Raw genomic sequence first — 14,664 nt, 5'->3', positions numbered from 1 at the left:
CTGCGCGGCGAGTCGCGCTGCTTGCGAGCTTGACGGATTACTTGCCTGGCGCCGCGTCCATTGACCGCGTGCGCCGAGGTCCTTTCCGGCCAGATCGCTTTCAAAGAGTGAGAATTATGGATTGGCGAATTGGCTTGGTGTCGTTTTCGGCCCTGCTCAGCGCACAAGCTGCGCAAGCGCAGTCTGTCGGATACGAAGAGGCACTTGCAGCGGTCAGAGTGGAGCAGCCTGCGCTAGAAGCTGGCGCGCTACGTGTACAATCACGGCGCGAGGCTGCGGAAGCGGCAGACGAGCTTCCTGACCCGCGTGTACGCGCAGGTGTTATGAACCTTCCGGTCAGCGGTCCCGCGGCGTTCGAGCTAGACCGGCAACTTCCTACGCAAGTCGCCATCGGTATCGAGCAGGAGATACCCAACCTAGCCCGCCGGCGGGCAAGAGTTGGCGTTGCCAGTTCGGAAGTGAGGCTAGCCGAAGCGCGCCTGGGTGTGACCGACCGTGATCTCCTCGCCGATGCGGGAATGGCTTGGGTGAGGCTCTATTATGCGCAGGCGCGGATTGAACTTGCCCACGCCGCACTGGACGAATTGAGTGCATTCGTACCCGCAGCGAACAGCGCCGTCGCCTCCGGGTCGGCCCGCCCGGCAGAGAGTCTGGCGATCCGGCGCGAACTGCTTGGGATCGAGGATGCAGCGACGTCGATCGAGGCCGAGCGCGAGACGGCGCAAGCTCAGCTCTCCCGATACATACCGTTCCCTGACCCGGTTGCCTTAGGTGAGGCCCCCTCGGCGGCTCTTGATGAAGGCAAGCTTCGCTTCGAACTGGAAGGGAATCCCGAACTCCTGCTGGCCGATGCGGAACAAGACCGGGCCGAAGCCGGTGTCGCGCTCGCTCGCGCTGAAAAGAGGCCGGATTTTGGGGTGAGCGTCACCTATGGTCGTCGCGACCAGGCTTTTGGCGATGCCGTGTCTGTCATGGGGTCGATTACTCTTCCGATCTTCACCGACCGGCGGCAGAATCCACGCATCGCCGCCGCCGAAGCCGATGCCGCTGCCGCTTTGGCCGAGCGCGAGGATCGCAGACGCGCGCTAGTTGCGGATTTCGAAGCCGATCTTGCCACTTGGCGCAGCACTATGCGCCAGTGGCGTCGCGCGCGTGATGAACTTCTTCCGCTCGCGCGTGACCGCGTTGACCTCGAGACAGCCAGCTTTGCGGCCGGGCGTGCCGATCTCGTTGATGTGATTGCGGCGAAATCCGCACTTGCCCTGCTCGAGCTGGAAATTCTCGAACGCGAACAGGCGGCGGTGCAGGCGGCGGTCAAACTACAACTCACATACGGGGAGGGCAGGCCATGAACTCCGTGCTCGAACGATTTACGCAGCGCCAACGCATGTTTGCGGCTGGGTTAGGTATTGCCCTTGTCAGCCTGGCTGCTGGCTACGGTCTTAACACGCTCGGCGGGGAGAGTAGCGGAGCTGGGTCGGAGACGGATACCGACTGTGAGGATGTGCTCTACTGGTACGATCCGATGGTGCCCGGACAGCGCTTTGACGAGCCCGGCAAGTCGCCCTTCATGGACATGATGCTGGTACCCAAGTGCGCGGGAGAAGCCGCCGAAGCGGGCGTCCGGATTGATCCGGGCCTTGTCCAGAATTTCGGCATTCGCACGGCAGCAGCCGAGTTCGGAGTTCTCGAGCCAGAGATTACCGTTACGGGTGTCCTGGCATACAACAGCCGGGATGTAGCTATCGTCCAGCCGCGAGCGGGGGGCTACGTCCAACGCACCTATGGCCTTGCGCAGGACGATGTCGTGGGTCGCGGCGCTCCGATCGTCGATATCTTGGTTCCTGATTGGGGCGGCGCGCAGCGCGAGTACATTGCTGTGCTCGATACTGGCGATAAGGCGCTGGCAGATGCGATGCGGCAGCGCATGCGCCTGCTCGGCATGACCGATGCGATGATCACGTCGGTCGAACGCACACGCAAAGCGCAAAACACGATTACTGTTACCGCTCCGGTGGGCGGTGCCGTAACAATGCTGGGGGTGCGTGCAGGCATGACCGTGATGGAAGGCCAGACACTCGCGGAGATTACAGGCTTCTCGCCGATATGGCTGGAAGCTTCGGTTCCTGAAGTCCAGGCCGTAAATATCCGGCAGGGCCAGCCCATCAGTGCGACCTTGGCAGCGTATCCGGATCAGCGATTTGCGGGACGAATTGTTGCCATCCTTCCCAGCGCCGATGCAGCCAGCCGGACGATCACCGTCCGGGCTGAATTGCCGAACCCGCGCGGCAGGCTGAAGCCGGGCATGTTCGCGCAGGTGTCGCTTTCACCCGACACACGGCGAGCCTTGCTGGTACCGTCGGAGGCGGTCATTCGAACCGGACGCCGCAATCTTGTGATGCTCAAGCAGGATGAAGGCGCCTTTCTGCCTGCCGAGGTCGAAATCGGACGCGAGGCGAATGGTAGGACAGAGATACTCGCAGGCCTTGCGGAGGGCGAGCAGGTCGTCACTTCAGGTCAGTTCCTGATCGACTCCGAAGCAAGTCTTGGCGGGATCGACGTCAGGTCGATCGATGCGACCATGAGCATGGCGTCGGACGGCTCGCCAAAGATGAGGAGGTACACCGCTACGGGAAGAGTGACGAAAATCGCTGGTGCTTCGATCACTCTCAATCACGCGCCGGTTCCCGCCCTCGAATGGCCAAGCATGGTCATGCCCTTCGCTCTCGCCGACGCCGCCCTAGTTGAGGATCTGGAACCGGGCGATACTGTCGAGTTCACCTTCTCGCAGCACGACACCGGTCCGCGTATCGAATCCATTCGGAAGACCGACCGATGATCGCGCGCATAATCGATGCCTCGATCGCCAATCGGTTTTTCATCGTTCTGGCGGCCATCGCGGTTACGCTCGCCGGCTTCTGGGCGGTGCGCGCAACGCCTGTCGATGCGATCCCCGATCTCTCCGACGTGCAGGTCGTGGTGCGCTCGAACTATCCGGGCCAAGCTCCGCGCATCGTTGAGGATCAGGTCACATACCCGCTCGCAACGACGATGCTCTCGGTGCCGGGCGCGGAAACAGTGCGCGGCTATTCGATGTTCGGCGACAGCTTCGTCTATGTGATCTTCGAGGATGGGACGGACCTCTACTGGGCGCGTTCGCGCGTGCTCGAATATCTCAACCAGGTGCAAAACGAATTGCCCGACGGAGTGACCAGCTCGCTCGGGCCGGACGCGACGGGCGTTGGCTGGATTTACGAGTATGCGCTGGTTGACCGAACGGGGAACAGCGATCTCGCTGACCTTCGGAGCCTTCAGGACTGGTTCCTGCGCTATGAGCTCCAGACCATTCCGGGCATCGCCGAGGTCGCCAGCGTAGGCGGCATGGTCAAGCAGTACCAGGTCGTGCTGGAACCTTATCGCATGGCTTCGCTTGGCGTCACTTACAGCGATGTCGTGCGCGCCATACAAGCTTCCAATCAAGAGGCCGGCGGATCGGTGGTCGAAATGGGCGAGGCCGAGTTTATGGTCCGCGCCTCAGGCTATCTCACGTCTCTCGAAGACTTCAGGCAGATTCCGCTGAAATCGGTCGGTAACGGTATCCCCGTCACCTTGTCCGATGTCGCCACGATCCAGCTTGGCCCCGAAATGCGACGAGGAATCGCCGAGCTCAATGGCGAAGGCGAGGTCGCAGGCGGTATTGTCGTGCTCAGACAGGGTGAGGATGCGCGGGCAACCATCGCGGCTGTCGAAGAGAAGCTCGACGTGCTCCGGGCCAGTCTTCCCGAAGGGGTCGAGATTGTCACGACCTACGATCGTTCGAAGCTGATCGACGCCTCGATCGAAAACCTGACCGGAAAACTCATTGCCGAGTTTATCATCGTCGCGATCGTTTGCGCGCTATTCTTATGGCATGTGCGATCAGCATTGGTGGCGATCGTCACGCTGCCATTGGGGGTGCTGGCGGCTTTTATCGTGATGCGTTTCCAAGGGGTCGATGCGAACATCATGTCCTTGGGCGGAATTGCCATCGCCATCGGCGCAATGGTCGACGCTGCCATCGTGATGATTGAGAACGCGCACAAGCATATCGAGCATTGGGAGGAGGACCATCCCGACGAACAGATGTCCAACAATGAGCGCTGGAAACTGATTGCGGAGGCATCGAAAGAGGTGGGGCCAGCGCTGTTCTACAGCCTTCTCATCATCACACTTTCGTTTCTTCCGGTGTTTACTTTGCAGGCGCAGGAAGGCCGCCTCTTTTCGCCGCTGGCCTTTACCAAGACCTATGCGATGGCAGCGGCTGCCATTTTGTCGGTGACACTGGTTCCTGTACTCATGGGTTGGCTGATCCGCGGCAAGATACCCAAGGAGGACACCAACGTCCTCAATCGCGTGCTGACCAAAGCCTACCGGCCCGGTCTTGATTGGGTGCTCAGCCGACCCAAGACCACTCTGGTTGTGGCAGGCCTCGTGTTTCTGACAACGCTGGTCCCGTTCACCCGTCTGGGAGGGGAATTCCTGCCACCGCTCGACGAAGGCGACTTGCTGTACATGCCGAGCGCTCTGCCTGGCCTGTCTCCTGGTGAAGCGTCGGCATTGCTTCAACGGACCGACCGACTGATCAAATCCGTGCCCGAAGTCGACACCGTGTTCGGAAAAGCCGGACGTGCGGATACAGCGACCGACCCTGCGCCACTCACGATGTTCGAGACAACGATCCGCTTCAAACCGCGCGAAGAGTGGCGGCCGGGAATGACGCCGGAGAAGCTTGTGGAAGAACTCGACAGCGCCGTGCAAGTGCCGGGGCTCGCCAATGTCTGGGTGCCCCCGATCCGCAACCGCATCGACATGCTCGCGACCGGTATCAAGAGCCCGATCGGCGTGAAAGTGTCTGGCGAGGACCTTGCCGAAATCGAGCGCGTGGCGTTGCAGGTCGAGAATGTCGCAAAACAGGTTCCTGGAGTCAGTTCCGCTTTGGCAGAGCGTCTGTCGGGAGGCCGCTATGTCGACGTGGACATCGACCGGGTATCTGCGGCTCGTTTCGGATTGAATATCGCCGATGTTCAACAGATCGTGTCAGGCGCAATCGGCGGGGCAAATATCGGACGGACGGTCGAAGGACTGGCGCGATATCCCATCAATGTCCGCTATCCGCGCGAGATCCGCGACAGCGTGGAAGAATTGCGCGCGCTGCCCTTGCTAACCCCGTCTGGCCAGCAAATCACGCTCGGAACGGTCGCGCAAGTGAGCGTCAGCGATGGTCCGCCCATGCTCAAAAATGAACAAGGCCGTCTCATCAGCGTGGTCTATGTCGACACGCGCGGACGCGATTTGACTTCGGTTGTAAGCGATCTTCAGGCGGCGGTGTCAGAGGGCGTCGATCTGCCTGCCGGTGTGAGCATCTCTTACGCGGGCCAGTTTGAATATCTCACCCGCGCCAATGAGCGGTTGCAAGTCGTCATTCCCGCGACGCTCGGCATCATCTTCGTTTTGCTCTACCTGATCTTCCGCCGCTTCGACGAAGCGCTTCTCGTCATGGGCACGCTGCCCTTTGCTCTCACCGGCGGCTTCTGGCTGCTCTATCTGATGGGCTACAACCAGTCCGTTGCGACATCGGTGGGTTTTATTGCGCTTGCCGGTGTGTCTGCCGAGTTCGGCGTCATCATGCTGATCTACCTCAAGTCTGCGCTGGCCCGGCGCAGCGGTGCCCTCGATGCGGACGGCGTGGGCGAAGCCATCAGGGAGGGTGCTCTTCTGCGCGTGCGTCCCAAGGCGATGACCGTGGCCGTCATTCTTGCCGGTCTCTTCCCGATCCTCATTGGAACGGGCGCAGGTTCGGAGGTCATGAGCCGCATCGCCGCGCCGATGGTGGGCGGCATGATCACCGCGCCGCTGCTTTCGATGTTCGTTATCCCCGCCGCATATTTGTTGATGCGGCGACCCCGGCCCGAACGGCCAACCCAACCCCAAGGAGAAGAAGAATGCGTACCACAACCCTCATGAGCCTACTGGCCCTCCCGCTGGCGCTGGCGGCCTGCGATTCTGGCCAGGACACTGCCGAGATGAACGACATGCCGATGGCAGAAAATGAAATGATGATGGACGGCGAAGATATGCCGATGATGGAACCTGGCAGCGGAATGCAAACCGCCAGCGCAGAAGGCACGGTCACTGCAATCGATGCGGAAGCGGGCACGATAACCGTCGACCACGGTCCGGTCCCAGCGATCGAATGGCCTGCGATGACCATGGCTTTTGAAGCCGATGAGCAACTGCGCAGCGAAGTAAGCGTCGGTGAGGGAATTGCCTTTGAATTTCGTACTGGTTCTGAAGGCAATGTGATCACGTCGATCACGAAGCTGTGAGTCGGTTGGGCGGCGCCAGGCAAACCTGGTGCCGCCCAATGAAATGCGGACGACCGAAACCTGTTATCGTGCCGGCATCGCAAGGTATTCGGCACAAGGCTGTAAGAGGTCTGCTGTGGAGTGAGAAAGGAAGAGCGATGAGCACGGACGCAAGCTTACTCGAAGGCACCGCCATCGATCCCGTCTGCGGCATGAGCGTAGCGATCGACGGAGCAGAGCATATCGCGAAGCATGCGGGGACCGAGCACTATTTTTGTTCGCCGCGATGTCACGACAAGTTCGTCACCGATCCCGAGCTCTATCTCTCGGGCGCGCATATCGACGCGGTCGAGGATGTGCCCGAAGGCACGATCTACACCTGCCCGATGCACCCTGAAATCCGCCAGCCCGGGCCGGGTTCATGCCCGATTTGCGGCATGGCGCTCGAACCGGAAACGGTTTCGCTGGGCGATGGCCCCGACCCCGAACTGGTCGACATGCGGCGTAGGTTCTGGTGGAGCGCACTGCTTACGCTGCCTCTGTTCGTCTACGCGATGAGCGACATGGCACCGGGGCTCAGTTTCGACGGGCTGATCGAACCTGCCTGGGCGCAATGGGCGCAGTTTGCCCTTGCCACACCGGTTGTTCTTTGGGGAGCCTGGCCGTTCTTCGTTCGGGCCATCCAGTCGCTCAAGACGCGCAATCTCAACATGTTCACGCTGATCGGGTTTGGCGTTGCCATCGCCTATCTGTTCAGCGTGGTGGCGACGGTCGCGCCCGATCTGTTCCCTGCAGCGTTCCGCGACCATTCGGGACGGGTCGGGGTCTATTTCGAGGCGGCAGCGGTCATAACCACGCTTGTCCTGCTCGGACAGGTCCTCGAGCTCAAGGCCAGGGGCTCGACCTCGAGCGCCTTGCGCGCATTGCTCGAGCTGGCACCGCCCAGCGCGGTCAAGATCTTCGGCTCCGGCGATGAGCGCGAGGTGCCGCTCGACCAGCTGGCCACAGGCGATCGTCTGCGCGTCCGCCCCGGCGATAAGGTTCCGGTCGATGGAGAAATCGAGGAGGGATCGAGCGCCATCGACGAATCCATGATCAGCGGCGAACCGCTTCCGGTCGCCAAACAGGCTGGCGACACAGTCATCGGCGGCACAGTCAACCAGACTGGTGGGTTCATTATGCGCGCAACCGGCGTGGGCAAGGACACGATGCTGTCCAAGATCGTCCAGATGGTGGCCGAGGCGCAGCGCAGCCGCGCACCGATCCAGCGACTGGCGGATCAGGTGGCGGGCTGGTTTGTGCCTGCGGTGGTGGTGATAGCCATCGCCACCTTCGTGGTCTGGGGAATCTGGGGTCCCGCACCTGCGCTTGCCTACGCATTGGTCAATGCCATTGCGGTCCTGATCATCGCTTGTCCCTGCGCGCTTGGTCTCGCTACGCCGATGTCGATCATGACCGGCACGGGCAAGGGTGCCCAGCATGGCATCCTGATCCGCAATGCCGAGGCGCTGGAGACACTCGAGAAGATCGATACGCTAGTGGTCGACAAGACCGGCACGTTGACGATGGGCAAGCCCGATCTGGTGGCGGTGACGCCAGCAGAAGGAATCGACGAAGCCGATTTCCTGGCTGCGGTTGCAGGCGTCGAAATGGGGAGCGAACATCCGCTGGCCCACGCCATCGTCGAAGGTGCGCGGACGCGCGGGGTCTCGCCCGCCAATGCCACGGATCTCGCTTCGACGACCGGGGAAGGTGTTGAAGCCAATGTCCAGGGCCGCCGGGTTGCGATCGGCAATGAGAAGATGATGCGGCGCGTCGGGATCGATGACGAGGCCTGGCTCGGCACGGCCGAAAGTGGCCGCAGGCAGGGTCAAACAGTGATGTTCGTGGCATTCGATGGCCGTCCGGCAGGGCTCATCGCGGTGGCCGATCCGATCAAGCCTACCAGTGCAGCGGTCATTGCGGCACTGCACAAGCGCGATATCCGGGTCGTTATGCTCACGGGCGACAGCCGCGGCACTGCCGAAGCGGTCGCCCGTGAAATGGGAATCGACGAAGTGCATGCGAATGTCTCGCCCGAAGACAAGCACCGCAAGATCGAAGAGCTGAAAGCGCAAGGTCGCCGGGTCGGCATGGCCGGGGACGGAATCAACGATGCTCCTGCGCTGGCTGCCGCCGATGTTGGTATTGCGATGGGCACCGGCACCGATGTCGCAATCGAAAGCGCAGGCGTGACGCTGGTTCGCGGCGACCTGACAGGAGTGGTGCAGGCCATCGTGCTGTCGCGTGGGACGATGCGCAACATCCGGCAGAACCTGTTTTTCGCCTTCGCTTACAACACACTCGGCATTCCGGTCGCGGCAGGCGTGCTGTATCCCTTCTTCGGAGTGCTGCTCAGCCCGATGATTGCGGCCGCAGCCATGAGCCTCTCTTCCGTATCGGTGATAGGCAATGCGCTGCGGCTGCGGGGTCTGCGCCTCGAAGTCTGACAGGCCAAACTTCAGCCATGCGCGTTTTTCCAAGCGCCCATGGAACCGAGATAGATGTCGAGGCGCTTGAAGCCCTGGCTTGCGAGCCAGCCTGCCGCAACGCTCGCCCGCATGCCGCTCGCGCACATCAGCGTGTAGTGGCGGTCGCGGTCGAGCTCTTTCCATCGCTTGTTGAGCTCGCCAACATAGATATGCTCTGACCCGTCGATGCTTGCATCTTGTCGTTCGTCCGCGTCGCGCACGTCGAGCAAAGTCCATTCGCAGCTGTCTTGATCGAGCCTGCGCGCGACTTCCTCGGTGCCAATCATGGGAATGCTGCGCATCGCTTTGCCCTGAGCAGCGGCTGGAACCACGCCGACATAGCCGCCGACAACATTATCGAGACCGATGCGCACCAGATGGGCCATGGCGTGGGCTAGCTGGTCTTCCTCGGAAGCGACGAGGGCAATCCTGTCGCCTTCACCGAGGAACCATCCGGCAAAGGCCGGTATCATTCCCACCGGAAGGCACATGGCACCCGGCATATGACCGGCGGCATAGGCGAGCGGCTCGCGCACATCGACCAGGTGATCGGCGCCGCTCTCGCGAAGGTCGTCCAGCCCCAGACGCCTTGGCCGCATAATCCGCGGCGCGGCATCGGCCCCTTCGAGGTTAAGCCGTTCCATCAGCCGGAAATAGGGAGGTTGGTAGTGGTGTTCTGCTACCTTCGCCTTGATGAACTCATCGCGGTCGGAGATGCGCAGGCGCGGGTTGTTGCGCCGCTCGTGGCCGATTGTCGAGAATTCCCGGTCCGCCATTCCCGACCCGCAGACCGAGCCCGCACCATGCGCCGGGTAGATGATCGCCTGGTCGCCGAGGCGGCAAAGTTTCTGCAGGGAGTCGAAAAGAAGGCCCGCGACTTCTTCCTTGCGCTCGGGATAGAAATCGGTGCGTCCGACATCGCCGACGAACAAGGCATCGCCGGTAAAGACGCCGACCGGTCCCTCGGAATATTCGCTGTCATGGATGACGAAAGCGAGATGATCGTCGGTGTGTCCAGGTGTTTCAAGCACTTCGATCTTCAATTGACCCAGCTCGAAACAATCGCCTTCGCGCGTAGTGTTGGCGAAGGCCACGTTTCCGGCCGGATTGGGACCGTGGTGAACCGTCGCACCAGTCAAGTCCGCAAGGATCGGCGAGCCGCTGAGCAGATCCTCATTGCGATGGGTTTCGAAGATATGCGTTATCTCCAGCCCTTCAGCCCGGGCCCTTTCGACATAGACCTCGAAGTCCCGGCGCGGATCGATGACCGCTGCCTGTCCGCCCGAACCGATGATGTAGGAAAGGTGCGAGAGGCCAGGGGTTTTGATCTTCTCCAGAAACATACAATTTTCCTTGTCTGTTGCTCAAAACTTGTAACGTTCGGGCTTGTTACAGAACGATAAATGATACGACGCTCAATCGATACCGAGTTCGGCCTTGATGGCACCAGGACTTTCGAAACGTTCGGCTTCGGGCCTGCCGATGGCAGGCTTTGCGTTGATCCAGGTGTCTTCGCACACGAATTCAAGCAGGCTCGCCGCGAGATCAGCATGACGGCACCGGAAACAGCCTTCCGCCAGCCGCTCGTCCGTAATCACGGCGTCGCCAGTGTAAGGCTCATCCAGCAGCCAGCCCGGCCGTGCGGCCGTCCATTTAATACCTTGGGCGTCGCTGAGCATCACTTCCATGGAGCGCATCTGCTCGAGTATATTGAACAATGCAGGCTTGGCAGTGAGTTCAAACCAGGCCGGGACGCTCGACTGATGTTCGACGAAGGCAGCGGAGATTACGGCAATGCGGTCGATCTTCGCTTGTGCCATCGCCTCGAGCAGGTTGCGCGTGCCATCGGTATAGAGCGGCGGTGGATCGATCGCATTGCCCGGACCGAAAGCGACACCGAGGGTCGAGATAACCGCGCGGCAGCCATCGAGATCGCCCGCGAAATTATCCGACAGCACATCGCATTCGATATATTCGAAGTCGCCCACCCGCTCGCCTGGCCCAGGCACGGTGTGTTCAAAGGCGCGGATCGGTATGTCTCGGGCAATGGCACGCCTCAAGAGCTCGGTGCCGGTCTTCCCGCCTGCGCCGAAGACAGCGATGGGCCTCGTATCGGTCATCTGCTTGTTCCTGTAAAAATGGTGAGGGCGACGAAGGGCGGAGGCGCGGGCGCATGGGTTAGCCGACGGCCCGCCCATGCGCCCTGCCAGTATCAGGCTCCGTCGGCCGGACAGGTGGTATAACCCCAAAAGCCGAACTCATCCTTGGCTCTTGGTGCTGCCACGATCATCTCCTGCATTTGCAGGCCCGCATCGCCTTCATCATCCAGCATGCGGGTTTTGATCCGAAGCTCGCCGTTCGCATAGCTGCCAGGGCCATCGGCGGTCACGGGGATCAATTTGCCATTGATCTTGATCGCTCCGCCCCCGTCACCGTCATAGACAAACGAGGGAAAGGCCACTTCGGTCAGGCGGAACTGGCAGGCCTGTCCTGCGCCCAGAGCAGCAAGGTCCGCGTCATTCATGGTCCCGGGAAGCATGAGGCCCGGGTCAACATTTGCCAGTGCACTGGCCGCGTCCTCGATCGGCGCGGCAGTGGCAGGCGGGTCGAGCTGGGCTTCGCGGTCGTTGCCCGGAGCGGTGTTCGAATTGCAGGCGGCAAGCGGCAGCGCGATGAGCGCCGTGAAAGCTATCTTGTTCATGGCTGCATCTCCTCGGGCAGGCGTTCTTCGGTTCGAGGACCGTTCTGCTCGATATCGTCTATGAGGTATTTCATCTCGGCGATTTCGCGGCGCTGTGCGACAATGATGGCCTGCGCGAGTTCGCGCACGCGAGGATCTTTCAGGCTCGCGCGTTCGCTGGTCATGATCGCGATTGAGTGGTGCGGGATCATTGCTGCCATATATTCGGTATCGTCAACGGTGGTCTGGCTGCGCACCAGCCATAGTGCGAGCGCGAACACAAAGGCCCCGACGCCCAGGATGATCAAGTTCTTGGTCCGGTCCTTGTACATGCCCCACATGAAGAGCAGCATGACAACCATCATCATCGCGCCCATGACGAACATCATCCAGAAGCGCGTTTCGCTCCAGAAAAGATCATCGACGGTAAAGGTGTTGGCATACATCAGGAAGAACATGATCACGGTCGAGGTCGACACCATGGCCATGAATCGCCAGTAGCTGCCGCCCCCTCCCTTGTCCGAGTGGGAGGTCTTTTCGGTCATGCTTTTTCTCCTTTTTGCATCATGGTCCAGAATAGCTGCGCCGAGCAGCTGATGAGAGCGAAGCCGGTAAGGGCCTCGACGCCGGCGAGAACTCTCAGGTGCTCGGTCGGATAAATGTCGCCCAGGCCCAGTGTGGTCACGTTGATGAGCGAGAAATAGAAGTAGTCCATCCAGTCCATGGAAGGCGCCTTGTCGAACCCTCCCAGGCCCCATTGCGCGCCCAGCCAGAAACCTGCGGCAAAAAGGATCGCGACCAGGAAATGCGACGCGAGCACGAGTAGCGAGACTGCAAGCTTTCCCAGCGTATCGCGGCGGCGATCGAGAAGCCGGTGGCCGACACCCAGAATGGCAAGGTGGGAAGCGACGGCTGCAAGGAACAGAAAGACGGCGAGAAGGAGCGCGGTGATCATGCGAGAAGCTTCGCGCCCATCCACAGACCCATTCCGATCATGAACAGATTTTCGGTCAGCGAGACGAAGCCGAGCGGCACATTGCTGCCCCCACCGACGCAAGCGCATTTGAGCTCACGCTTGTCGATGTAGACAGCCTTGAAGACGCTGACAGTGCCGACGGTGCCAATGAACAATGCCAGCGGGGCCGAGAGCCAGGTCAGCGCGCCTGCGGTCATCAGAATGCCGGCAGCGGCTTCGCCGAACGGGTAGACGAAGCCATAGGGCACCCAGCGCCGTGCGAGCAGATCGTAGTTGAGGAACATTGTCGAGAAACTGCGCACGTCCTGAAGCTTCTGGACGGCGAGCAGGGTCATCGACAGGCTGACGAACCATTCCGCGGCCCGGACGGTGAACAGATCGTCAAAAAACGCCCAGCTCAGCCCTAGCGCGAGCAGCAGCGCGACCGCGAAAATCGCAATGACCGGCTGATAGCTGGTCTCGCCTTCCTCTGGCTGCGAACGGCTCTTGCCGAAGAACTCGCGGACATCGTCATAGCCGCCAATGCGCTTGTCTTCGATAAAGGTCTGCGGGGTGGTCTCGACGTTGTGCTTGTCCTTGAATGCGTCGGTTTCCTCCCTGCTGGTCAGGTGATGATCCTCGACCTCGAAGCCTTGCCGTGTGAGGAGATCGACCGTCTTGATGCCATAGGGACAGACATGGTCCTCCATGACCATACGGTAGACCGCCGCTGTTCGGGTCGTCATGAATCGCTCCATCTGTTTTGCCTGACGTTTCTCGTGCTCAACGCCGGTTTTCGGTGAACGGTTTCGAAAAAGCCCGGCGTAAAAGCGGCAAAGCTGGTTGAAGAAGGTGCCATCACCTTTTCTCTCCTGACCCATCATCTTCAGGAGATGCGGGCGCTTCGGAATTGCGCGAGAGGTAGATCCATTCTCCCACGAAGACTGCGACGATGCCGATCGCCGCGTAGGCGACAACGGCAGGATCGCTGCGCAATTTGGCCGCGGTAAAGGCTGCGAGGACCACGCCATCTGCCGCGAGCGCTGTCAGAAGTATTGTTGCGCGCGCGCCGACTTCCTTGCGCAGGTGGCGCAGGACGCCCCAGTGAACCAGCATATCCATGACGAGGTAGAAGAAGGCGCCCAGCGAGGCGATCCTTGACAGATCGAACAGGACCGCAAGCGTCCCGGCAATGACCACCGTATAGACCAGCATGTGGCTGCGAATCCCGCCGCTCATGCCGAAATGGCTGTGCGGGATCATCTTCATGTCGGTCAGCATCGCAAGCATGCGCGACACGGCAAATACGCTCGCTATCACGCCCGAAGTGGTGGCGGCGATCGCGATCGCCACGGTGAAATAGAAGCCCAGTTCTCCCAGCGCCGGACGCGCCGCAGCCGCGAGCGAATAATCGCGCGCCTCGACGATCTCGGATATGCTCAGGCTCGAACCCACCGCCACTGCGACAAGCAGATAGATCACGATGCAGACGGCTATCGAGATCATGATGGTTCGGCCGACATTCTTGTGCGGGTCAACGATTTCGCCGCCGCTATTGGTAATCGTGGTGAAGCCTTTGAAGGCGAGGATCGAGAAAGCAACCGAGGCGAGCAGGGCTTCTGCATTGGTCAGCGAAACGGACTGCGAAAATGCGCCTGATGAAAATCCGCTGGCCCAGATCGCCGCGACTGCGAACAGCGCGATACCGCCGATCTTGATGGCGGACATGATGAGCGAGAAGCCGCTTACCGACTTGTTGCCCGCTGCATTGACGAGATAGGCGAAGATGATGAGTGCAAGCGCTGCCAGCGAAACGAGCCACCCGCTGCTTTCGAGGCCAAACGGGCGCAGCGCGTAAGTCGCAAAGGTGCGGGCCACGAGGCTTTCATTGATGACCATCGACAGAGCCATCAGGAGCGATGCCGACGCGGCAATGACGCCGGGTCCGTAGGCCTTCTGCAAGATCATCGCGATGCCGCCCGAAGACGGCCATTTGTTCGACATCTTGATATAGCTGTAGGCCGCCAGCGAAGTTACCAGCGCGCCGGCGATGAAAGACAGGGGGAAGAGCGGACCGGCGAGCTCGGCGATCTGCCCGGTCAGCGCGAATATGCCGGCACCGATCATGACGCCGGTACCCATCGCAACGCCGCCCAGCAGGGTTATCGAGCCAGC

Annotated in this window: 12 protein-coding genes; 5 read left to right on the top strand and 7 right to left on the bottom strand. The window is 60.9% G+C overall.

Annotated elements, in window-relative coordinates:
• Positions 1-116: 116 nt before the first annotated feature.
• From CVE41_RS01875 to CVE41_RS01855, 5 genes are all read left to right on the top strand, one after another.
• Positions 117-1,352, top strand: coding sequence for a TolC family protein (locus tag CVE41_RS01875; protein ID WP_100259133.1), 1,236 nt, complete (start codon positions 117-119; stop codon positions 1,350-1,352).
• On the top strand, positions 1,349-2,839 hold the full coding sequence (locus CVE41_RS01870; RefSeq protein WP_100259132.1) for an efflux RND transporter periplasmic adaptor subunit: 1,491 nt from the start codon (positions 1,349-1,351) through the stop codon (positions 2,837-2,839). Before CVE41_RS01875 ends, CVE41_RS01870 begins: the two co-directional genes overlap by 4 nt.
• The gene (locus tag CVE41_RS01865; RefSeq protein ID WP_100259131.1) at positions 2,836-6,003 is read left to right on the top strand and encodes an efflux RND transporter permease subunit; all 3,168 of its coding nucleotides are present in this window, start codon (positions 2,836-2,838) and stop codon (positions 6,001-6,003) included. Before CVE41_RS01870 ends, CVE41_RS01865 begins: the two co-directional genes overlap by 4 nt.
• Entirely contained in the window at positions 6,000-6,365 is a 366-nt protein-coding gene (locus CVE41_RS01860) for a copper-binding protein (RefSeq protein WP_198507758.1), read from the top strand. The genes CVE41_RS01865 and CVE41_RS01860 overlap by 4 nt, the downstream gene beginning before the upstream one ends.
• 137 nt (positions 6,366-6,502) lie before the next feature.
• Positions 6,503-8,833 (top strand): heavy metal translocating P-type ATPase, encoded by a 2,331-nt coding sequence (locus CVE41_RS01855; RefSeq protein WP_100259130.1) that lies wholly within the window; start codon positions 6,503-6,505, stop codon positions 8,831-8,833.
• An 11-nt stretch (positions 8,834-8,844) separates the two neighbouring features.
• Here the strand turns inward: CVE41_RS01855 and CVE41_RS01850 are convergent, their stop codons facing one another.
• The 7 genes from CVE41_RS01850 to CVE41_RS01820 all read right to left on the bottom strand — a co-directional run bounded on the left by CVE41_RS01850 (position 8,845) and on the right by CVE41_RS01820 (position 14,631).
• Positions 8,845-10,197 (bottom strand): MBL fold metallo-hydrolase, encoded by a 1,353-nt coding sequence (locus CVE41_RS01850; protein WP_086438288.1) that lies wholly within the window; start codon positions 10,195-10,197, stop codon positions 8,845-8,847.
• A gap of 72 nt (positions 10,198-10,269) precedes the next feature.
• Positions 10,270-10,974, bottom strand: coding sequence for an NAD(P)-dependent oxidoreductase (locus CVE41_RS01845; RefSeq protein WP_086438289.1), 705 nt, complete (start codon positions 10,972-10,974; stop codon positions 10,270-10,272).
• Positions 10,975-11,066: 92 nt separating this feature from the next.
• On the bottom strand, positions 11,067-11,555 hold the full coding sequence (locus tag CVE41_RS01840) for a DUF6692 family protein (protein WP_007163850.1): 489 nt from the start codon (positions 11,553-11,555) through the stop codon (positions 11,067-11,069).
• A complete protein-coding gene (locus tag CVE41_RS01835) occupies positions 11,552-12,079 on the bottom strand; it encodes a DUF305 domain-containing protein (protein WP_007163851.1) in 528 nt (175 codons plus the stop codon). Before CVE41_RS01835 ends, CVE41_RS01840 begins: the two co-directional genes overlap by 4 nt.
• Positions 12,076-12,489: a potassium channel family protein gene (locus tag CVE41_RS01830; protein ID WP_007163852.1), complete on the bottom strand. Its 414-nt coding sequence runs from the start codon at positions 12,487-12,489 to the stop codon at positions 12,076-12,078. Before CVE41_RS01830 ends, CVE41_RS01835 begins: the two co-directional genes overlap by 4 nt.
• Positions 12,486-13,235 carry a glutaredoxin family protein gene (locus CVE41_RS01825; RefSeq protein WP_090480206.1) on the bottom strand — a complete coding sequence of 250 codons (750 nt, stop codon included), beginning with the start codon at positions 13,233-13,235 and terminating at the stop codon, positions 12,486-12,488. The genes CVE41_RS01830 and CVE41_RS01825 overlap by 4 nt, the downstream gene beginning before the upstream one ends.
• Positions 13,236-13,347: 112 nt before the next feature.
• Positions 13,348-14,631, bottom strand: a complete 1,284-nt coding sequence (locus CVE41_RS01820) for an APC family permease (RefSeq protein ID WP_232725834.1) — start codon at positions 14,629-14,631, stop codon at positions 13,348-13,350.
• Positions 14,632-14,664 lie beyond the last annotated feature (33 nt).

Source organism: Qipengyuania seohaensis, assembly GCF_002795865.1.
GTDB classification, from domain to species: Bacteria; Pseudomonadota; Alphaproteobacteria; order Sphingomonadales; family Sphingomonadaceae; genus Qipengyuania; species Qipengyuania seohaensis.
The sequence above is the reverse complement of the archived record's forward strand: the minus strand, read 5'-3'. Positions and strand labels throughout refer to the sequence as shown.

What these genes read in the sequence shown, in the direction of transcription:
- CVE41_RS01870 (WP_100259132.1), top strand. Translation starts at nt 1,349, where the DNA reads ATGAACTCCGTGCTCGAACGATTTACGCAGCGCCAACGCATGTTTGCG.
- CVE41_RS01865 (WP_100259131.1), top strand. Translation starts at nt 2,836, where the DNA reads ATGATCGCGCGCATAATCGATGCCTCGATCGCCAATCGGTTTTTCATC.
- CVE41_RS01845 (WP_086438289.1), bottom strand. Translation starts at nt 10,974, where the DNA reads ATGACCGATACGAGGCCCATCGCTGTCTTCGGCGCAGGCGGGAAGACC.
- CVE41_RS01875 (WP_100259133.1), top strand. Translation starts at nt 117, where the DNA reads ATGGATTGGCGAATTGGCTTGGTGTCGTTTTCGGCCCTGCTCAGCGCA.
- CVE41_RS01835 (WP_007163851.1), bottom strand. Translation starts at nt 12,079, where the DNA reads ATGACCGAAAAGACCTCCCACTCGGACAAGGGAGGGGGCGGCAGCTAC.
- CVE41_RS01840 (WP_007163850.1), bottom strand. Translation starts at nt 11,555, where the DNA reads ATGAACAAGATAGCTTTCACGGCGCTCATCGCGCTGCCGCTTGCCGCC.
- CVE41_RS01855 (WP_100259130.1), top strand. Translation starts at nt 6,503, where the DNA reads ATGAGCACGGACGCAAGCTTACTCGAAGGCACCGCCATCGATCCCGTC.
- CVE41_RS01860 (WP_198507758.1), top strand. Translation starts at nt 6,000, where the DNA reads ATGAGCCTACTGGCCCTCCCGCTGGCGCTGGCGGCCTGCGATTCTGGC.
- CVE41_RS01850 (WP_086438288.1), bottom strand. Translation starts at nt 10,197, where the DNA reads ATGTTTCTGGAGAAGATCAAAACCCCTGGCCTCTCGCACCTTTCCTAC.
- CVE41_RS01830 (WP_007163852.1), bottom strand. Translation starts at nt 12,489, where the DNA reads ATGATCACCGCGCTCCTTCTCGCCGTCTTTCTGTTCCTTGCAGCCGTC.
- CVE41_RS01825 (WP_090480206.1), bottom strand. Translation starts at nt 13,235, where the DNA reads ATGACGACCCGAACAGCGGCGGTCTACCGTATGGTCATGGAGGACCAT.
- CVE41_RS01820 (WP_232725834.1), bottom strand. Translation starts at nt 14,631, where the DNA reads ATGGGTACCGGCGTCATGATCGGTGCCGGCATATTCGCGCTGACCGGG.